The sequence below is a fragment of the Pseudoalteromonas sp. ABE4_541 genome, assembly GCF_056312285.1.
On record NZ_JBSVEM010000011.1, the window covers coordinates 17,049 to 36,453 of the forward strand.

20 protein-coding genes are annotated in these 19,405 nt (G+C 41.8%); 5 read left to right on the top strand and 15 right to left on the bottom strand.

Features of this window, described 5'->3' with window-relative positions:
- The first annotated feature begins 528 nt into the window (after positions 1 to 528).
- A complete protein-coding gene (locus tag ACW689_RS12030; RefSeq protein ID WP_476291641.1) occupies positions 529 to 1,431 on the top strand; it encodes a transglycosylase SLT domain-containing protein in 903 nt (300 codons plus the stop codon).
- A 221-nt stretch (positions 1,432 to 1,652) separates the two neighbouring features.
- Here the strand turns inward: ACW689_RS12030 and ACW689_RS12035 are convergent, their stop codons facing one another.
- From ACW689_RS12035 to ACW689_RS12060, 6 genes are all read right to left on the bottom strand, one after another.
- Positions 1,653 to 2,486, bottom strand: coding sequence for a DUF6279 family lipoprotein (locus ACW689_RS12035; protein WP_476291643.1), 834 nt, complete (start codon positions 2,484 to 2,486; stop codon positions 1,653 to 1,655).
- Between the two features lie 103 nt (positions 2,487 to 2,589).
- Positions 2,590 to 3,018: a GFA family protein gene (locus tag ACW689_RS12040; protein ID WP_476291644.1), complete on the bottom strand. Its 429-nt coding sequence runs from the start codon at positions 3,016 to 3,018 to the stop codon at positions 2,590 to 2,592.
- Positions 3,019 to 3,242: 224 nt separating this feature from the next.
- Positions 3,243 to 3,863, bottom strand: a complete 621-nt coding sequence (locus ACW689_RS12045; protein WP_476291646.1) for a LysE family translocator — start codon at positions 3,861 to 3,863, stop codon at positions 3,243 to 3,245.
- 29 nt (positions 3,864 to 3,892) lie between these two features.
- Complete coding sequence (locus tag ACW689_RS12050) at positions 3,893 to 4,297, bottom strand: ACT domain-containing protein (protein WP_476291648.1); 405 nt, start codon at positions 4,295 to 4,297, stop codon at positions 3,893 to 3,895.
- 79 nt (positions 4,298 to 4,376) lie between these two features.
- Positions 4,377 to 4,568: a hypothetical protein gene (locus tag ACW689_RS12055; protein WP_476291649.1), complete on the bottom strand. Its 192-nt coding sequence runs from the start codon at positions 4,566 to 4,568 to the stop codon at positions 4,377 to 4,379.
- A 198-nt stretch (positions 4,569 to 4,766) separates the two neighbouring features.
- Complete coding sequence (locus tag ACW689_RS12060; RefSeq protein WP_476291651.1) at positions 4,767 to 5,711, bottom strand: alpha/beta fold hydrolase; 945 nt, start codon at positions 5,709 to 5,711, stop codon at positions 4,767 to 4,769.
- Between the two features lie 364 nt (positions 5,712 to 6,075).
- Here ACW689_RS12060 and ACW689_RS12065 point away from each other — a divergent pair, with 364 nt between their 5' ends.
- A complete protein-coding gene (locus tag ACW689_RS12065; RefSeq protein WP_476291652.1) occupies positions 6,076 to 7,191 on the top strand; it encodes an FAD-dependent monooxygenase in 1,116 nt (371 codons plus the stop codon).
- An 82-nt stretch (positions 7,192 to 7,273) separates the two neighbouring features.
- On the opposite strand, the gene ACW689_RS12070 is transcribed toward ACW689_RS12065, so the two are convergent.
- Both ACW689_RS12070 and ACW689_RS12075 read right to left on the bottom strand, forming a co-directional pair.
- The gene (locus ACW689_RS12070; protein WP_476291654.1) at positions 7,274 to 7,903 is read right to left on the bottom strand and encodes a cohesin domain-containing protein; all 630 of its coding nucleotides are present in this window, start codon (positions 7,901 to 7,903) and stop codon (positions 7,274 to 7,276) included.
- A 74-nt stretch (positions 7,904 to 7,977) separates the two neighbouring features.
- Positions 7,978 to 9,999, bottom strand: coding sequence for a hypothetical protein (locus ACW689_RS12075; RefSeq protein ID WP_476291655.1), 2,022 nt, complete (start codon positions 9,997 to 9,999; stop codon positions 7,978 to 7,980).
- 360 nt (positions 10,000 to 10,359) lie between these two features.
- On the opposite strand from ACW689_RS12075, the gene ACW689_RS12080 reads away from it, so the two are divergent.
- Complete coding sequence (locus ACW689_RS12080; RefSeq protein WP_476291657.1) at positions 10,360 to 10,650, top strand: hypothetical protein; 291 nt, start codon at positions 10,360 to 10,362, stop codon at positions 10,648 to 10,650.
- A 28-nt stretch (positions 10,651 to 10,678) separates the two neighbouring features.
- Here the strand turns inward: ACW689_RS12080 and ACW689_RS12085 are convergent, their stop codons facing one another.
- The 4 genes from ACW689_RS12085 to ACW689_RS12100 form a co-directional block, all read right to left on the bottom strand.
- Positions 10,679 to 10,852: a hypothetical protein gene (locus tag ACW689_RS12085; protein ID WP_476291658.1), complete on the bottom strand. Its 174-nt coding sequence runs from the start codon at positions 10,850 to 10,852 to the stop codon at positions 10,679 to 10,681.
- 211 nt (positions 10,853 to 11,063) lie between these two features.
- Positions 11,064 to 11,204: a hypothetical protein gene (locus ACW689_RS12090; RefSeq protein ID WP_476291660.1), complete on the bottom strand. Its 141-nt coding sequence runs from the start codon at positions 11,202 to 11,204 to the stop codon at positions 11,064 to 11,066.
- A 450-nt stretch (positions 11,205 to 11,654) separates the two neighbouring features.
- On the bottom strand, positions 11,655 to 11,966 hold the full coding sequence (locus ACW689_RS12095; protein ID WP_476291661.1) for a cupin domain-containing protein: 312 nt from the start codon (positions 11,964 to 11,966) through the stop codon (positions 11,655 to 11,657).
- A gap of 237 nt (positions 11,967 to 12,203) precedes the next feature.
- A complete protein-coding gene (locus ACW689_RS12100; protein ID WP_476291663.1) occupies positions 12,204 to 14,207 on the bottom strand; it encodes a winged helix-turn-helix domain-containing protein in 2,004 nt (667 codons plus the stop codon).
- A gap of 128 nt (positions 14,208 to 14,335) precedes the next feature.
- Here ACW689_RS12100 and ACW689_RS12105 point away from each other — a divergent pair, with 128 nt between their 5' ends.
- Positions 14,336 to 16,351, top strand: a complete 2,016-nt coding sequence (locus ACW689_RS12105; protein ID WP_476291664.1) for a spermidine synthase — start codon at positions 14,336 to 14,338, stop codon at positions 16,349 to 16,351.
- Positions 16,352 to 16,399: 48 nt separating this feature from the next.
- On the opposite strand, the gene ACW689_RS12110 is transcribed toward ACW689_RS12105, so the two are convergent.
- From ACW689_RS12110 to ACW689_RS12120, 3 genes are all read right to left on the bottom strand, one after another.
- A complete protein-coding gene (locus tag ACW689_RS12110; protein ID WP_476291666.1) occupies positions 16,400 to 16,891 on the bottom strand; it encodes a DUF1579 domain-containing protein in 492 nt (163 codons plus the stop codon).
- 119 nt (positions 16,892 to 17,010) lie between these two features.
- The gene (locus ACW689_RS12115; protein WP_476291667.1) at positions 17,011 to 17,307 is read right to left on the bottom strand and encodes a hypothetical protein; all 297 of its coding nucleotides are present in this window, start codon (positions 17,305 to 17,307) and stop codon (positions 17,011 to 17,013) included.
- A 149-nt stretch (positions 17,308 to 17,456) separates the two neighbouring features.
- Positions 17,457 to 17,837 carry a HopJ type III effector protein gene (locus ACW689_RS12120; RefSeq protein ID WP_476291669.1) on the bottom strand — a complete coding sequence of 127 codons (381 nt, stop codon included), beginning with the start codon at positions 17,835 to 17,837 and terminating at the stop codon, positions 17,457 to 17,459.
- Positions 17,838 to 18,005: 168 nt separating this feature from the next.
- Between ACW689_RS12120 and ACW689_RS12125 the strand changes: the two genes are divergently transcribed.
- Positions 18,006 to 19,379 (top strand): hypothetical protein, encoded by a 1,374-nt coding sequence (locus ACW689_RS12125; RefSeq protein ID WP_476291671.1) that lies wholly within the window; start codon positions 18,006 to 18,008, stop codon positions 19,377 to 19,379.
- The last annotated feature ends 26 nt before the right edge of the window (positions 19,380 to 19,405 follow it).

Consider the following 19,405-nt stretch of genomic DNA (forward strand, 5'->3'; position numbering starts at 1 on the left):
CATCGAATGAGTTAATGTGCAAATCATGCTCTTTGGTTTTCAAGCAGCTACGGAAGAGTCCTTAGCAGTTGTAAAATTTGCAACTGATTCGTGAGCTTGCACAAATTACCAAATTCATAGAATGGTACGTGAAGAACTACGACAAATCCTGCGACTGACTTCTGCTATTAAAGCTGGCTCCAACACTGACTGTATTTGCACCTATTGAGAGTGTATAGAGTTCTGGGGTCTTACCACCTCTAATCAAGTGGCCAAATTCACTATGCCACTATAAGGGGAAGATTACCCCTACATGTTTAAAAATCTGGAAATCGCTGTAGTGAAAGTGGCTTTTCAACTTTTGCCATCAACGATTTGAACAAAGCGAAGCGGCGTGAGTCTCTTCTGAAAAGCCATCGTATTAAGCTGATTTCTCAGAATGGAATGAGCTACGTGGGTTCAATATCTTAGTTTTCTGGTAAGCTCTCTAAGCTTTACTGAATAAAGTATTGCAGAGTTATTCAAAATCAACCTATGGAGGTGGAAAATATGTATGACGACGATTACAAAAAGTTCTGCACTTCTTTAGCTGAAATGGTCGAGCAAGTGCAAAGCAACCTGTCTCACGCTAAGGAGCAAGAATTTAATGCTGTTGGGATCAATGTGTCGTTGGACGTTGCTCAAGAGTTGGTTAGAAAACTAGCTCTTTTCGAAAAATTAGACGCTGAAAATGAACGCTTGTCCAATGCTCTCGAATACATTTACGAAAGTGGCGGCTTACTTAACCAAGATGTGGTTGATAAAGCGCGTTGGGGGTTAGGTCTAGAAGTCGAAAATGAACAAGAGCTCAAGGCCTTAAGCCTTGCCAATTCACCACACAGTCACGTCAAACGACAAGTTATTTCTAATCAAGGATCTTTGAGCCCTTGGGATGATTTATACAAATGCCATGCGACTGCACCATTTGAGTGGTTATGGTTAGCGGCGCAGTCGGCTATTGAGTCTAATTTTAATCCTAATGCGGTATCGCGAGCTGGGGCGCAGGGCTTAATGCAACTAATGCCAGAAACCGCCAAAGAACTTGGTGTCATCGATAGTTTCAATCCAGACCAGAACATACGCGGCGGCGCGGCTTACAACCTAAAACAATACAAGCGTTGGAAACACCTTTCACAACAAAATGCCTTAGCCTTTACGTTTGCTTCATACAATGCGGGGGCAGGGCATGTACTTGATGCCCAACGTTTAGCAGCGGAGGACGGTGCTAATCCTAAGCAGTGGTTTACAACGCCAAACAGCAAGGGGGTTGAAGACTACATCGTTTTGCTCGAAAAAGCTGCTTACTATAAGCGACCTATTGTGCGACACGGTTATTGCCGAGGCAGTGAAACACGTCAATACGTCAGAAAGATTTTTGCCAAACACCAGAAGTTTCAAGAGCTGCAGTCATAAAAGAAAATTATAGGGGATTAAAATGATTACAGTTTTCACACAACTCCAACCGCAATGCTTCATTAGTTGTGCCCCTAGCGACTCTTAATAAGGAGACATTTGTAAGAGTTGGTGAAGTCACTGATCAACACGTAGAGATAGTAATACTTATGTCCATAGACGGGTTATGTATATAACTCGCCTTTGTCCATATGTGAGTACTGCCAATGTCGGTTAATCGCTCAATTTTGCAACGACGTTAAATCGGCGATTAGATCATCTAACTCTTCAAGCAAATGTCTGCGTTGCTTGTTCGTTAAGCTGTTAAACAATGCAACGGTGAGCTGGTAGTCCATTGTAGCATTGTGTTCGTTTCGCTGATTTAGCTCCTCTGAGCGAAATTTTTCAGGCTCGCTCAATAATGCGAGTAACTGCCTTTCAAACTCAATGCCACGGCTCTGTGTAGCAAATAAACTCAGCAATTGGTCTTGATAAGTGAGTCGATACTCATACCAAAGGTCAGCGGTACTTTGTAACTTGCTATACTGCGCTTCAACCATGGCTTCTTGCTCATCGGTTAACCTGCCGAGCCACCTTTTCAGCTGCTTCTTGTTGCGCTTCACCCATCGTTGCTGCTTTTTCTCGGGTGTTAATTTGGCGCGTTGCTCTGCCCGTTCGTCTTCTTGCTCTTTTAAAGACTCGAAGAGCTCATCCACTTGTTTGGCTTCGAGCATGGGCGCCATAGCGGCAAGATCTGGCGCAATTTTGTCTCTAAACCTTAACCAATGTGTAAATGCTTTTTGGCGGTGGTAGGCGACCCTATCAAGGGTGATATCATTGCTTTGAATATCCGCTTTTAGCTCATTCAAATGGCTAATATAATTACCCAACTCTTGTGTTTTGTGCCACTCAAGCCATTGTTGAAAATGTATATCAAACTGTTGCTCTTGTTCATCGGTCAGTTCAATGTAGTCATCTAAGTACCAATGAATAAGCCAGTCTGCGTTGCGATAAGCAAACTTGGTCGAACACCCCGTCATGGTCAGTAGTGCGATCAGGATAATTATTTTTTTCATTATGGTTCCTATTTGCTCGGTGAATACTTAGTCTATACGTCTCCTTGCTCATTGAGGATTAAGAAAGTGTCTGAAATTGTTTCAAAATAAATCAAAATACGATTTATGATTTATTTTGTAAAAGTGCGTTCAGCTCTGCCATGCTTGGCATCGCGCTAAATTGCTCACCATCATTTGCGATACAATCCCACTGTGCTTTTGAATCAACGTAAAGGTGTGCAACAACCGCGCTGCTTACCTCATCAAGCAAACCCGCAGGCACCCATACCTGTTCCCCATTTTCCATTCGATGTGGCACCGTACTGCCACACGTTTTACAAAAGTCAGAGCGATAACCTGAAGGTAATTTACAAGAGCTGATGTTGTTTTGCCCTGCTCGCCAAGAAAATTGCTGTGCATTCAAGAAAGTTGCCGTATCCGATGCTGAACCCGATAATTTTCTACACAAAGAGCAATGGCACTGATAAAGATTGGGTAACTCACCACTTATATCAAACTTAACCGCACCACATAAACACTGTCCACTTAGCATGTGCTCTCCCCTTAATTTAATACGCGCCCCCAGAGCGCCTTTAATGGTGTAATGTCTAAAAACGTTTCATATACATCTATATCAAACCGCAAAGACTGCCGCACTTTGTGTAAGCAGCTAAGTTTACTTAGATGAGTTGAATAGGGTTATTAGCTCTGTTCACACGACTTCAAGTTCATGTTCAGACACGAGCGTAAAGCCAGTTAAAGTCACTAAACTGTTAATTACTTTTCTAAAGAAGATGTCACCACGCCAGCGCTTATCATCAAACCTCCGCTGGTGCGATTAAATATACGTTGCGCATGAGTAGTGACAACCATCTCTTTAATATAGCCGCCAAAGAAAGTGTAAAAACAAACACTTGCCATAGAAACAGCGATAAAAGTACAACCCAGTGTAACCATTTGTGTCAACACATTGGTACTTTGATCAATAAACAGCGGGAAGAAAGCCATAAAAAACACCAGCCCTTTTGGGTTCAAAGCCGTCACAAGTAAAGCATCTTTAAATACTTTTAATCGATTGGTCGACAAAGACATGGGCGTATCTTGTGCTTCTGACACTGGGCTTCGCCATGCCTTTACGCCTAAGTAAACCAAGTAAATCGCCCCTAACCATTTCATTACAGCAAACGCAGTTGCTGAAGTTGCTAATATCGCCCCTACACCTAGTAAGGAACCTGTCAGCGCAATAATGTCGCCGCAAATCACCCCAAATACCGTGGGCAATACCGCTTTTTTGCCATGGATCAAGCCTTGGCTTATGACCAAAAATACCGTTGGCCCAGGTGTAAAGCACAAAGCCATTGAGGCTAAGATAAAAGATAATAAAACTTCAATACTCACTGCGTTTCCTTATTTGTTGTACTGTCACGTTAACTTTTTTCGCCAAACTCACGCAATGCTGCGAGCGCAAGTGCGGCTTTGTCTTTTTGCACAAAAATATGGTCATGATAAAAACCCGCAATCACGTTGGCACTTAGGCCTTTTTGTGCTAGCTTGTTAGAAAATGCCGCCGTTAATCCAACCGCATCCAAGCTTGAATGTACCTCTAATGTAATACAGTTAAACACCAAATCATATTTAAAAGCAAACTGGTCAGCCTTCGCCTTAGGGACTATCAAGGTCATACCTTCTTGTTCTAAATACATACCAATTGGTTCCAGCTCTTGAGCATCGCCATATCGCCCGTTAGCAAGAGTGATAAAAACATACTCGCCATCCAATAACGTTGGCTGCATTGAATTAAGCAATACCGCTAAATTGGTCTCTCCCGACATAAAAATACTCCCGATTAATGATTGTGTTTGAGGCCTAACATGCCTATTAAGATGATGGATAAAAACACTTCTTGAGCGCTTATACTTTACCAAGCAACCCATCGTTAATCACCATCACACAAAAGTACCCACCCGAGCTAAACAATATAAGCAAGGGTTGTTGGAATATCTTTAAGTGATGAGAAAACAAGTAGAGTCCAATGGCCATTGAGCCAATCGCCAACGAAACATAGCGTGAGAAGGCTGCAACAAGTAAGTAAAAACAAGACATATGCACTCCACCTGTGGGGCCGTCCCCAAATGAGATAGAGCGGTGAGGTCGTCCTCACTTCATTGAAATGTAGTGCAAGATTAATTGACCACAAACGAGGTGTCAACAAGTCGAGCTTTCAATGGCCTTGAGGTGCTCCACTCTCCGGTATGAGTGCCCTATTAAACACATTTTTGACTTTATATGCTGGCTGAGCACCTATAAGCGCATAAAAGAAACAAACGCTTGTGCCGTTTGTTTAGGGCTTTCAATCATAGGTAAATGACCAATGTTGGGCATAATCACCACCTGAGCCTTTGCAATTTGTTTACTCAACACTTGCGCACCAGAAACATGTAAAGCTCTATCGTTATCCCCCCACATGACAAGCACCGGCGCATTAAATGCACTCAGCGCTTCCTCTAAAGGTAGCTCAGGCTGCACTCGACCATTTTTAATGTAATGAATTTGTTCAAACACTTTTGTATTGATCGAATTTGCTTTCACGGCTTGCGCCGCTAAGTGCTCTATAACGGCTCTTGGCATGTAAGGCGGCTCAACAAACAAAAAGTCAAACAATGCCTTAAATTCCTGAGCATTTCGTGGCAACACCATGGCATTTTCTCCATTTACCACGCGAGCAAACATTTCACTCGTTTGTCCTCCGGCAACACCAAATGGATTCAGTAGCCATAATGCATCGACTTGCTGCGGGTATTGCGCCGCAAAATGCCCAGCAACATATCCCCCCATAGAATTACCAGCCAATACAAAGTGCTCAAGCTGCAGCGCATCCACAAACTGTTTTAGCCGTGCTACTTGCGAGCTGACATCATAATCCGCTTCTATCGGCTTACTGCTATTTCCAAAGCCAGGTAAATCCAAGGCAATAACATCGAAGCTACCTGTTAAGTAAGGCGCAATACGGTTCCAATTTTCCTTATTACCACCCAAACCATGCAAAAGTATCAAGGTCGTACCTTCGCCGCCACGCTGGTACTCAATATCAAAACCGTTAATTTGAGTCTGCTGTACCTCAAAACCCGCTATCGTTCGCTCAAGATTAACGATTAAATTAAAGAGCTTTTCAGAGGGGGTCAGTACATAAGCAATGTATAAAACTGAGGCCAAAACAACTAAAGCCATACCCATTTTTTTAATCATAGTTTGCGTTCCTTGTTCATGTTTAATCACGATTACGACAAGCACTATGAAGCCTACAACGTCGATACCCCGAAGTCAGATTATTTAAGCTATGACGACAAACAACCTGCATCGCCTGCATAATATACAAATTAAATTTACAAATTGGCAACCAAAAACCAACACCAAGAAACCCAATAAGTGACACTAAAATGATGATTCATAAACATATGAACACCATAATTATTAATCGCGCATGCCGAACACACATGCCCTGAACCGCCATTTATACCCTGTATGGTATTATCACTTGTCAAAACCAATAAAGCCCTCTATTGTGCCCCGAGAAAAATATCAACTTAATTACCACACTCAGGGAGTTTGTATGCGCATCTTGATAGTCGGAGCTGGAATAGCCGGTTGTAGTTTGTATCGACGCCTCAAAGAACAAGCTTTTGAAGTCGATATAATAGAAAAAGAAAGCACATTAACAAGCGAAGGCGCCGCCATTTGCCTACCGGCCAATGCTATGTTGGAACTACAAAAGCTGGGCCTCAGTGAGCAAATCAAAGAACATGCACATCAAGTCAATGAGATTGAATATGCATTAGCAGATGGCACAACTTTAGCGAAAGCCTCGTTAAACGAACCGCCACTTAACAAAGCCCCGTTTGTGTCATTGAAACGTGACTCGCTGATGAAAGTACTTAGATATGGCATTGAGCACGATATTCAACTTGGGTCATGGCTAACCGAGCTAACACAAACCGCCACTCATGCGCAGGTCACATTTAATAACGGCCAGCAAAAGGACTACGATTTAGTCGTTGCTGCAGATGGTATTAACTCTCAAGTTCGCTCTTTTGTACAGCCCGATACACCGCTAATTAAACCATCGGTGACAAATTGGCGCTTTATTACTACAAGACCTGAAGCAAGCACAGAGCCCGTATATTACGTTGGCAACGACGCGCTATTTATGATCTACCCAATGAGCAATAATGAGGTTTATTGCTACGGTCATATCATTGATAAGACTGGTAAGTACTATGCAATGACAGCAAAAAGCGCAATGACACAAATATTCTCTGATTATGCATCACCCGTGGTGCAATGCATCAACACCCTAAGCGATAACACACACATTGTCACCGGAGAGCTAAAAAGCGTTGCGTGTACAAACCCTGTTTTTGGCAATGTAGTGCTAATAGGTGATGCGCTGCATGGTTGTCCACCAAGTTTGCAACAAGGTGCAGGCATGGCTTTAGAAGATGTTGATTGCTTAGCAAGTTTAATCGCCAGTGGAGATGATGTACCCAGCATATTAAAGCAGTTTAAAAACATGCGTGAACAGAGAGTGACTTGGACCGTCAACGAGTCAAATAAAATTATCAAACTAGCTAGTTTAGGCCAGACTTTTTTAGGGCGTATTCTACGTAATGCTATCATTCGCAGAAAAGGCCCAGCGAACGTCGTTGGTTGGCGTAAACTACTGAGTTAAAAAAGTTGCGATAGGTGTTATTCGCTCCCCTACAAACACCTATTTCAAGTTCTTTGCAGCTCTGTTGCAACCTTGTGCGCTGTTAAGCGCGGCGCACTTTTAGCACCATCAGCGCACTGAAGAACAAAATAACAACGCTGATAACTAAAACCAGTATCGCTGTTCTGTCGATATCCGCTTTCGGTTTTTCAGGCACCTCATAAGTCTCCCCAAAGGATAAATTCAACGCCGGACCGATTGGAAAGCGCATTACTTCACCCTCACGTGTGCCAAATTCTGCCGAGGTGATTTGAATAGTCCCAGACGGTGCAGTTGTTATCGCTTTAAGTTTAAGGCGGGCAATCCTACCATCGCCCGCCACTTCACTGGCGGGTGCAACTTGACTAACCACATATTCTATATTGCCCATGTTTGGGTCGGCCGAGTTTCTCAATGTGAATAGCGTTTCATTCTTGAAAAAATTGCCACTCTCAATTTGTACCCCTTCTTTTTTAACATCTTGATCTAGGACTTCAGTCGCCTTAAAGTCATATTCCATTTTCAGTTCTACGCCATACAGTTTTGGTAAACCTTCGACCAACACGTCCACATAAAACTCACTGCCAGATTTGATTTGCGTGTTCGGTGTAGACAGATACACACGTGCTTCTTGTGCCTGAGTAGGCATAACATAGAAAAGTAATAAAGAAAAAAGAAAGGTAATATTTTTCATAACGTTATTTATACCAATAAAATAAAAAAGGCCCTAATACAGCATGCATAGAGCCTATTATTAACCACTAAAAATTACCAGCTTTGTATGCCCGATTTCCCGTAATTACGACCTAAAATGGTCAAATCTTGAATATTAATCACATCGTCTCGATTAAAGTCGGTTAACGGAGTATATGGTGCACCTTGCGCTTTAGAGCTGCGATAAGCTGCAAGTAGCTTGGTTAAATCACCAATGTTGATTGTCTCATCTTCATTGCTGTCCCCCGCAACCATTGTGGTATTGCCAAGCTCCGTTGTAAGGTCCGCGTCTGTTAATTGCAAACGCTTTTCGGCCGGTAAAAAGCCATCAGCTTCAATGCGTACTATCACTTCACCTGGTAGCGCATTGAACTCAAAACTGCCATCTGGTGCAACGTCTGCAAGCTCACCATTGATGTAAATACGTACCGATGTGTAATCCGTCCCAACACCAAACTCAGCAAGTCGGCCTGTCAGTTTCAATGCTTCTTTTACCGTGATTGAGTAACTGGTGTTATCGTCTAATAGTAAAACACCATTAGGGTCTGTAATTTGGCTACTGAGGCTTAGCGTCACTTCTCCCGCAGCAAGTGCTTTTAAGATCACGCTTGCAAATTTACCCGCGCCACTTTTAGGCTCTGCAGGCGCCATTAAACTCAAAGCCCCTTGCCACTGTGTGTCTGTGATTGAACTTGGCATACCCAATCGCTCCCCGTCAGGGAAGAACTCGCCATATTGTGCATCCGTCAATTGCACCGCCGTTGGGTTATTTGAAGTCAGAACGCCATCTAAGCCATACAGATTTTGACCTGATACATTCACATCAAATGTCACAGATTCACCAACATAGAGAGATTCTGGTAGGGCTGATAATGTCATTTGCGGAGCGATTGGGGTTGCTCCGTTCGAATAATGCCGAGCATATATGTGAGATTTGTTATCATTATTTACCACACTAGTGGCTCCCCAAGCAGTAATGAAGCCACCATATTCTCCGCCCAAAACCGCGCCTTTTACATATTTTCCCGTTTCTAGGCTATCGATCTGCATAATGTCACCACTTTTAGTCAAATCAGCATTAAACTTTTGACCATACAAATGTTGAGTTCCACTGACCGCATCAGTACGAGTTCCTACAATAATAAAGCCCCCCTCTGGCATCGAGCTAACATCCACCGAATCAATGTGATCTAGCAGAATGTGCTTTTCACCAACAGGTGTACCATCGACACTAAACATTTGTGCGACTGAATGGCCTCCTAAGTCTGTACTATCACTACTCCAAATCAACAAATAGTTACCACCCTCTTGCTGAATTATTTGGGGGTTATAACCTTCGCCAACTTGAACAATCGGTTCTGGCGTATTGGCTTGACTGAACAGTCGTTTATATATCACTCCTTCAGCACTCCACGAAATAACATAGCTTCCATTTTCCAACACATGTGCATAAGGGGTATGAGTACCTTTGATATTTTGGCTCACAAGAAAGTGCTCACCTTGAGGTGTGCCATCATTTTGATAAACTCGAGCATAAGTTTCATCAGCACTTGGCGCTACTGTTGCATTTACCCACGTGATAATATAACCACCCGTATTGAACACACCAATCGAAGGCCAAACCGCGACTGTTTGTGAGGGTGGATTAATAAGCCACTTCTCTCCATCAGCTTGTCCGCTACTCAAAAAACGCCTCGCGTACGCCTTAACTCCTCCTGCCAAAGAATACCATGTAAATAGCAAGGAATTATCAGATAACTCTGCTGCAAATACTCTATCTAAAGCCTTTCCTACAACGATCGTGATCAATGCTCCCTGTTTCGTTCCTGAGGCATCATAGCGTTGAGCGTGGATCTGCATATTTTCACGTCCATCTTTGTCATCAACCCAAACGACTAAATAATTACCATTTTTGAGTCCAATTATCTCAGGGCGTATAGAACCAACAACTTCCGCATCATCTGCTGATATTCTATACTCCGGCCCTACAGGCACCAGCTCAGAAGCATGAGAGGTCGCAGCCATAACACACAGAGCAATTGCAGGAATAAAATGTAGTTTATTAGAAAAAATCATAAGTAATAATCCTTTTATTTTTTATGATTAAAAATGAATTGTGTGGTTTGCAGAGGTTACCCAAAAGCACCTTGAGATCGATTTTGCAGCATCCTTTGCAAGTGGCTGATTGTACACTTTAAAGAAACAAAATCATATTGAATTTATTCTATGCCCTTTTTACAAAGTCACTGAGTCCAACGCACGAACGCCCAATGCAAAGAGTCAAAACTCGCAACAAATAGGCAAGGTCAGAACGAACATAACCCCAAAGGACATCACTGAGACATTCTTTACTTGAGCCAACAATCTCTGCCACATTGTCATACGACTCATGTAATATGGATTATAAATTAATCATACACACCAAAGAGCACCGCCATGGATAAACACGACTCTATGCCAAACAACACCTGTGCCCCCAAGCACATACGGGCCGCATTATCTGAACTGACTAATATTGTTCTTCGTTATCAACAAGATGAAGTGAATGAGCAAGTTGTATTAGAGGCGTTAAACGCGTTGAAAAACACTGCGTATTATCAAGGCTCAGCAAAAAACTTTGCGACTATGCTATGCATCGACTTAGACGCTGCATGCTATTTTTGGGAAGAGCCATGGCGCTTTACGCAATGCTGGCCAAGCATAGTTAATTTATTGAAAAAGCTATAAAAGTAATACATTAGACTGAAAAGTTAAGCTATGCGCTGGCCTTTTTCTTTTTCCTAGGAAACAACTTTAGCCAAAATGCGGCTTCAAACGCAAAGCCGAGCACAATAAACACAAAAGCCCCTGTTTGCCCACCATAGCTATAGCTAGTTAATGCGGCAGCTAGTAGAGCTAGAAGAATTAAGTAGCGATATAATGTTTTCATACTTTTATGTTCCTGTGTTTTACACACTGGGTGGTCAGCTTGTTTCTACTTTTAAGATATTCTTATCATATCGCCGATCGAGTGTCTAATGACTCTATGTAACCTAATATGTCTTCGCTCACAAAACAGGGCCTGTTAGGCCATTTTCCACTCTTTGAATCATACGGTTAGATCTTACCCATTTCCTAAATACAATAAATGCAAGCAAGAATTACAGTCTTCTAAAGCCATGAACAAGCATACAGTTATCAATTGATGCGAAGCCACCATTAACGACCTTACCTTCATTTGCGTCGCCTGTAACTATAGCGTTTGCTGACGCGGAAGACACTTTGTCGATGCATTTTGACATAGCTTCTGTGCGGCCTTGATGAAATTTGTTATTGTCATCTGTGGCTACATAGCCCTGTGCTCGTTCAAATACTCTTCTTTGATTGTCTTTGGCAGTAGATCAAGTAACGCATGTATGACTTGGGAAGCCTCACCTGAGAATAACAAAGTGTGTTGTCTTGACCTTGAAAACTTGTCTGCTCAACTTTTACTTTGAAGCCAGCTGCTTCTAATCGCGTTGACAAAAATGTACCGCAAGTTTGATTTTCTGTCTCATTATTTGTTATCTCTTCTAAACCCAACAGTAAGCAAGCTTTTGGTTTACACGACAACTGTCGGGTAAGACTAAGAGGCCTACTGAAAAGAAAAAATGGGCACAACCCACCCTATAAAATGTTTGACTCGCAAAGCGCTATTTGAAGCAAGGGGATTATCCATAGTCGTAGGCATAAACCATACAAAGTATGTCGTGTTAAACACTCCCCTGCGTTTCAATCACCAATATTCTCGCTTCACCATGAGGATGGGCAACGTGCTCTGTACCAACAGATGCATAAAAAATATCGCCAGCATTGAGCAAGGTAGATTTCTCCTCACCTGCAACTTTAAAGAACATTTCTACTATGCCATCCAATACAACGAATACTTCTTCCCCCTCATTGATATGCCATTTGTAGGGTTTATCAGTCCAATGTAGGCGTGTGGTAATACCATTCATATTGGCGATATCCATTGCACCCCAAGCACACTGAGCTTTGTATTCTTTACTTCTGATAATTTGCATTTTACTCCCCTTTAAAATTTACGCGTTTATAACTCGTTTTCAGTTACGTTGCTGTGATTTATGCCGCCTCGGTATGCGCTGGAACATGCGCCCATATAAATCAGCCGTACTCACTAGCCTTGTTGCACTGACGAGTCTTATCGTTAAGCCAGTATCTTCATTCTGAACTTGTTTCAAAGTCTCATTACCTTACACGCTTAACAATAAGCTTATGCTCTACGCTTTTCACCTATCACACTACTTCAATCTAACTAAACTGATCTTTCTCTTCGGTTGCGTCAAAAACAAGAACTGAGAATAGTCGTGGGCTGCATTGATCAACATCTTTTGCTCCTTGTTACCAATCAAGGTTTCTTTGGCAGTTTTTAGCAATAAATCATACTCGACGAGTGTGTACTGCGTCTCCTGCTCCAAAGTCACAAACAGCGTATTTTTAAGATTCGTCACACCGATGATCTCACCATTTTTCGCTCCAGATTGCCAAAGCTTGTCGACTTCCCCTAACTGATTGAGCCTAAATACTTGCGAGTTATTCGAAAAATAAACATTGTCTTGGTCATCTAAACTCATTGAATAACATGAAAGGCGCTCACCAGAAGCTTCAAAGGGTATGAGCTGATGGGTATTTAAATCAAACTTGGCAACATTAAAAGTCGTGCCATCGTCTGCACGATAAGAAACAAGTAAGGCGTCAGCGTGATTGAACGCTTCGCGCAAATAAAATGAGTGATGGTTATGTTCGACCTTAACTACCTGTTTAGTCGCAATATCAATACGAAATACGGCATTCTTACTGGCTGTATATATCTCTTTGCTATTTTTTGACCAAGCTACACCAAATAATTCGTCGTTATCGAGGTTTTCGAATAACAAACTTTCATGCCCATGGTCATATAAAAACAGTTGCTTTAGACCAAAGCGGTGACTCTCAAATACAAACTTTGAAGAGTCAGGGGAGTATACAGGTAAGAAATCGAGCGAAGTGGTGTCAACGAGCGTTGTTAGCTCATTAAGGCTATCCCGCGTGCTGCCAACGATATCCACATCGACATTAACCAGTTCCATCATGATCTCGTTGCCATCCATTGAGTAAGTGGCATTGCGTACATATTGATAGTTTTTAAATGCAATGGGTTCAATGTCGCCATTTAAAGCAACCGATAAAACCTGCTGCCCTCTACTCAACAACAAATGCGCTCCATCAGGGTGCCAACTCAAACCCGCCAAACCATCTTCGATAGTCTTTAGCGTTTTTAACGTACCATCACGCAAGTTAAGCAAGTCAATTCGGTAGGTATTCTGTCCAGCCTCAAAACCCAGTGCTATTTGCGAATTATCCGGAGCAAGCGACTGCATTAGCAACCAATCTTGGCCTTGGGATTGGTGAAGCACCTGTTTTTGACCATTTATCATATCTATAGATGCCAGTTGTGTCTCACTTTTGTCTATTTGCTTTTCGGTAAAATACACGGTGTGATTACTAGACCAATCTAACCTGGGGCTAGTGACCAAATACTCATTCGACAGATACACTGTTTTTTGATTGATGGGAAGGTGCGTATCCTGCGCCAAGTTCAGGTAAACAAGCTGTGAGCCGTTATTTATCTTGCTAGCAACTGCCAAACTTTTACCGTCAGGGCTCCAACCAAGGCTTGTATATTCACCGCTTTTCGATGTTAATTGTGTTTCTTGCCCTGATTTTAAGTGTTTAATCCAAATATGCTTTTGCCCGTCATTCTGACGAATAAAAGCCGCAAACTTCCCATCTGCTGAGAGCACAAAAGCAAAGTCATTACTGTCATTTGCGCCAAGCGGGCGTAACGAAGAAAACTCAATTTTATTGACTGGCTGATACTGGAAAAACGCGACAACGCCCATCACTACCAATAGCAAAAAGAGCGCGCTCCCCAATATGACTTTGCGTTTTGTCTTAGCGTTATTTGATAACTGCAAACTATACCCACGTTTGGGGTGAGTAACGATGAAAACGGGATTTTTAGCATCTTCATCTAATGCTTTGCGCAGTATGGCGATACATCGTTGAACAGAGCTGGCATTAAAAATAGCTTTTGGCCATACAGCAGTAAAAATCGCTTCTTGGCTGACGACTTCACCTCTGTGACGATATAAATGCACCAATACATCCATCACTTTGGGCTCGACGGAATGTACCAAGCCCCTTCCTGAGATCTGACATCGTTTTACATCAACACTAAAAACACCAATCTCAAAACTATCCACGCCAACTCCATAATAAGCTTATTATTCATATACTAAAGTTTTCTTAAGAGAAACTCTAGGCAAACTCCATTGAGCCTTATACGAAAAAAGTGACAAGGTGCCCCATCATTTAACAACAATAAACACTCATGATATCGGTTCTATTTACGTTAATTATCATACTCAGCGCCTTTTTACTATTTCAGGTCCAACCTATTTTATCCAAAGAGCAATTGCCCTTGTTTGGCGGCGGCGCTTCCGTTTGGTCAACGAGTATATTCTTCTATCAGACCTTGTTATTACTTGGCTATCTGTATGCCCACCTTATGAGTAAATTACCAGTAACAGCACAGATGCGAATACACCTAGTGTTAATGGTAATCGCAGCTTCTGTTACCTTCTCCCCAATTAACAAAAATCAGCTCGCGGCACTATCACCTTCATGGTCGATTATCAGCAACCTGACACTACAAATTGGGCCACTATTTCTTATCATGAGTGCCACCAGCATATTATTGCAAAGATGGTACAGCTCAACGTTCAATACACAGGTTCCTTATCATTGGTATGCTTTGTCTAACATTGGCTCTTTACTTGCTCTGCTGAGTTTTCCTTTCTTTTTCGAGGTGCATTTCAGTTTAACCGAGCAAAAACAAATGTGGCTTGTTGGACTTATGGGCATCATTGTGATGATGGGCCTACTCGTGCTTTGTATATCACATTATTCAACCGCATCCTCTCACCCTAACACAGCCGGAAAACTGACGGATACATTTGGGAAAAACAGCACTATGTGTATTGCACTCGCGGCGTGTAGCTCTATGTGCCTAGTATCAACGACGCAAATGATCAGTATCAATATTCCACCCATGCCATTAGTGTGGATTTTACCTTTAGCCGTTTATCTGCTGACTTACATCCTCGCTTTTTGGCTGCCACCGTTAAAAAATAGCGTATATGCATTACCGATTATTTTATTCGCCGTTATGGCTGGCATGTTGATGTATTTTTTTGGCGGACAGTTCAATACGCAATCTCAGCTGAGTATGTACTTGCTTGTACTATTTATTTGCTGCTTTTTTTGTCATGCCTCTCTTAAACGACTGGCACCCAATACCCTTTCAATGACCTCATTTTATTTGTGTATTGCATTTGGCAGTGTGATAGGCAGTTTTATAAGTAGTGTTGTCTCACCTTCTATCTTTAACCAACCGCTAGAGTATCCAATCACTTTACTCACCATCATTGCTTTGTATGCGTTACAACAGAAAAAGTCGAGCCGTTCAAATTTCGCGAAAGTAAGTTACGTCTGTGCTTTTTTGCTTTGCACTACAACGTTTGTATGGTTAAACCAAGCCTACACCCAACTCAATATTGCCAGCATCAGAAACTTCTATGGGTTTGTCTCAGTAAAAGACATCAACCAAGCTGGTATTAGCGAAAGGCGACTGGTCGATGGTACAACCATTCATGGCGCAGAACCTTTAAAAAGCGCCCTGCAACTTGGCGGTAGTTATTACCACAAGCAAACCGGTGTCGCTCAAGCTTTTGCGGCTTTAAAGAGCCAAGATCCTGTCAACATTGGGGTGATCGGCCTTGGCGCAGGTGTGCTTGCTCAATTCGTTAACACACAAGATACCATGACCTTTTATGAGCTAAATCCGGCGGTACATTACATGGCCCAAAACTACTTTTCCTACTTGCAAAATAGTAAAGCAAAAATCGATGTTAAGATTGGTGATGGCCGAACACTCATTCAGCATGAAGTCGACACCAAGGTGCCACTTTTGAACGCTTTGGTCATTGATGCTTTTTCAAGTGATGTGATCCCCACCCATTTGCTCACCAAAGAAGCGCTTGAGCTTTATTGGCAGCGTATGGATGACAAAGGGGTGCTTATTATCCATATTTCAAATAATCACATCGACTTAATGCCAATCATATATAGTCATAGCGACCATTTTGATAAGTCATTGATGGTATTTAACTATGAAGGTAACAAACGAGCAAAGCTAGGCTCAAAATGGGTGTTACTCACCAACAACAAACCTTTTATGAAAAGCTTACCAGAAAAGCATAAAGTTGATTTCAACGCCATCGATAACTTGCTACTCACTAAATGGACTGATGACCATCATAGTCTGTTGCCATTGTTGAAACTTTAAAATTAAAGCCCAAGCGCACCTCTCTCAAAAACGCGCTTGGGGTTTAGTTTATGTGTTTCTTGGTGAAAACACCATTTCCCAATTCACTTCCCATGTTTGCCCGCCATCTTTGGAGAAAGCTTGCTGCCACGTTGGGTTTTCCGGTTGAGTTGCATCCCAAATAAAACGCACTTTTATGGGTATTTCATTAAACATGTCATCAGCATAAAAACACCCCACACCATCTTTAAACTGTCCCACTACTGGCGTGTCTAGCACACTTGGGTTGCGGCCATCTAACCACCAAATGGACCATTCTTGCGTATCTGCATTATATGAGCGTATTGCCTTGGCTCTCACAGAACCACTTGGCATGTGTAAGTGGTTATCTTCAACATTGCCCAAACCACCTAAAGTTTTAACCGTTGACGATTGGCCCATAAATTCATACCACTCATCTGAGTTGCATAACACATCTTTTAGTCGGCGGTGTTTAACTTCCCAATCACCCATAATAAAGTCAAAGTCTTTTGGTTCGTCAGGCTCTAAATGAATCAGCATACATATTCCTGTTGTATTGTTTTTTGTTATTCTCGAGAACACTAACACAACACTGTATAAATAAACAGTCCACATTACCTTTGATATACTAAACAAACCACTCGACCCAAAAACCCGCTTTACCGGTCAATGAGCTTGGCTATCACCAAAGTGCTAACAAACAACAAAACGGGATAGATTAGAAACAGCTCAAGGCGAATATTACAACCCTCAGGACACAGGTAACCATATTTCATCAATGTCTCATACACACCATAGGCGAACCACAAAGCAACACTCAGCTTTGCTGTTTTTGTGGGATTGAATTTATGCAAAAAAGCAAAAATACCGCACATTAAAAACGCGATAAATGGAAATGGTATGAGTAGTTCGGCCAACAACTGAATGGGGTAGGTAATAATCTCCATATGCAGCATGTCATTTTCCTTAATTCAGCTCTTATTATTCTTGAAGCACCGCATTGAATACCATTACTTAGGTATCTCAACACTATGCTCTGTAGGGGGTGGCGTGATAGTGAGTACTTTCAGCATAATCAAAATAGTTTCTTCATTGACATGTGCGACTATTCGTCACTTTTTGACGTGTACTCAAGCGCTTGGCCCGAAAACAACACGCCTTGCCAACCAAACTGAATAAAGTTTCGAATGTTACCGTGATCGCTCCCTTCAGGATTTTGCATTACATCTTCACGGCAAAATCGGCCAAAACAATTTAAGGTTGCTTGCTCAGACAACTGGTGCAACATAGCAAATGCCAAGATTTTGCATGAGCCTAAGTTCGTGCCAACTTCATTAACTTGCTCTTCATTGTTAAAAGCCACAGGCGAAAAATCATAAAAACGGTCTATCAGTGATATGGTTTGCTCAAACTCAACACTTTGCCCATTAGTATTAAGCAGCTCAATAAATTGACTGCTCTCTGCTTGTGGATTTTGGTTTGCCATAGTCACGCACTCAATAAAAGAAAATACACTAGCATTTATCAATCTTAATGGCGAAGTTTTCCCATCAATAGCGCTGTTATTTAAACATTTTCATTTACTTAGCCAATCGAGCTAGGTTAGTTTGTGCTACAATAGCAAAGTAATTAACTCAGGAGGTCGCACATAAGAGTGAGCAGAGCAACATTAAGTCAAGACGAAAACTTATCTTTTAAAATCAACTATCAACTCCTTCCCAAAGAGACAACCCAACTTGACCTTTATTTTTCTATCCCTACTGACATGGGGATCAATGAAAATACGCTCAATGAAGTAGATTTTTTTAACGCAAATATTAAAAGCCATAGCGCTTACTATTCTGAACAACTGCATTTACCACTCGTTCATAGTCGCTTTATCAGTCAAAACAAAGGGCAAAAAACGGGTTATCGACTTAATTTAAATCTGTTTTGTTATCAAATTCGCATTGCACTAGACGCCGATGTAAAAGCAACACTGCAACTCAAAGAGCCTGAAGAGTTTTTTCCTGCGGCAGCCCTATTAGTTGAGCAAACAGACCGGCTACTGAAAAAACTCAGACGCTATACGCCACCCGATAGCAAGCTTAAATCTTATTTTCAAAATGCTGATAACTACTTAAGTTGGCATACTGAACAAGCCTTTTTAAAACTTCTTTCAAGCGGACCCAAATCAAGCGAATATAGTGACGAACGTGCCGTGCTTATTGAGTTTTGCCAGCAAGAAAATCAGTACCGAGTCGAACAAACATATAACTCTCAAGTTACCTTGGATGATCCAAATCGGATCACCAATAAAATGAAGCTACTCGAGCGACTAATAGAATATGGTGTGGTATTTAATAAACAAACAATTGATTTAACTTTAAATTTAAAACGCTTAGTGAAAGGGTTAGTCACTGGCGTGATCATGGCATTTGTGATGTTTATCGTGCTCAATGCGCGCTCAAACTTTCAAGAAGTAACCCTCGCCTTAATTGCTTTACTTGGTGTTATTTACGGGCTTAGAGAAACATTTAAAGAAGATCTTACACAATGGGCTTGGCGACTTATTCAGCGCGGTCGTCCAAAATGGCGTAATAAGTTTAAAAGCTCCGTCAGCGATGAAATGGTCTGTATGCAAACCATCTGGCTTGAACATATTCGTAAAAAAGACCTGCCTAAGGACGTTGTAAAACTCCTAAAACAAAGAAGGCAGCAAAACAAGCAAGCGGCACACCTCATGCACTTTTGCAGTAAGAATCATGTTCATTTAAGTGAATTTTTGCCGGGCTATGATGAGATACAGCAACGTATAACCTTTAATATGGCCTCGTTTGTGCGATACCTAAAAAAAGGAGCTGGTAAACTTTACACGTTAGATGGCCAAAAAGTGTCGAAAAAGTCGGTTGAACGCCGCTATCAAATTAACTTGGTATTACGCTTTTCAACTAACGAAGGCACGCAACTTGAGCGATATAAGTTAACCATGAATCGCTCCGAAATTGTGGCCATTGAACTGATGGAAGGGGAAATTAAAGAAGAGTAACGGAGGATTAAACTTGTGCCCTACTT

Coding starts and splice junctions, on each gene's coding strand:
- ACW689_RS12080 (WP_476291657.1), top strand. CDS start 10,360: ATGGATAAACACGACTCTATGCCAAACAACACCTGTGCCCCCAAGCAC.
- ACW689_RS12075 (WP_476291655.1), bottom strand. CDS start 9,999: ATGATTTTTTCTAATAAACTACATTTTATTCCTGCAATTGCTCTGTGT.
- ACW689_RS12030 (WP_476291641.1), top strand. CDS start 529: ATGTATGACGACGATTACAAAAAGTTCTGCACTTCTTTAGCTGAAATG.
- ACW689_RS12050 (WP_476291648.1), bottom strand. CDS start 4,297: ATGTCGGGAGAGACCAATTTAGCGGTATTGCTTAATTCAATGCAGCCA.
- ACW689_RS12110 (WP_476291666.1), bottom strand. CDS start 16,891: ATGCTGATTCATTTAGAGCCTGACGAACCAAAAGACTTTGACTTTATT.
- ACW689_RS12035 (WP_476291643.1), bottom strand. CDS start 2,486: ATGAAAAAAATAATTATCCTGATCGCACTACTGACCATGACGGGGTGT.
- ACW689_RS12060 (WP_476291651.1), bottom strand. CDS start 5,711: ATGATTAAAAAAATGGGTATGGCTTTAGTTGTTTTGGCCTCAGTTTTA.
- ACW689_RS12085 (WP_476291658.1), bottom strand. CDS start 10,852: ATGAAAACATTATATCGCTACTTAATTCTTCTAGCTCTACTAGCTGCC.
- ACW689_RS12090 (WP_476291660.1), bottom strand. CDS start 11,204: ATGTCAAAATGCATCGACAAAGTGTCTTCCGCGTCAGCAAACGCTATA.
- ACW689_RS12065 (WP_476291652.1), top strand. CDS start 6,076: ATGCGCATCTTGATAGTCGGAGCTGGAATAGCCGGTTGTAGTTTGTAT.
- ACW689_RS12040 (WP_476291644.1), bottom strand. CDS start 3,018: ATGCTAAGTGGACAGTGTTTATGTGGTGCGGTTAAGTTTGATATAAGT.
- ACW689_RS12105 (WP_476291664.1), top strand. CDS start 14,336: ATGATATCGGTTCTATTTACGTTAATTATCATACTCAGCGCCTTTTTA.
- ACW689_RS12095 (WP_476291661.1), bottom strand. CDS start 11,966: ATGCAAATTATCAGAAGTAAAGAATACAAAGCTCAGTGTGCTTGGGGT.
- ACW689_RS12120 (WP_476291669.1), bottom strand. CDS start 17,837: ATGGCAAACCAAAATCCACAAGCAGAGAGCAGTCAATTTATTGAGCTG.
- ACW689_RS12070 (WP_476291654.1), bottom strand. CDS start 7,903: ATGAAAAATATTACCTTTCTTTTTTCTTTATTACTTTTCTATGTTATG.
- ACW689_RS12115 (WP_476291667.1), bottom strand. CDS start 17,307: ATGCTGCATATGGAGATTATTACCTACCCCATTCAGTTGTTGGCCGAA.
- ACW689_RS12055 (WP_476291649.1), bottom strand. CDS start 4,568: ATGTCTTGTTTTTACTTACTTGTTGCAGCCTTCTCACGCTATGTTTCG.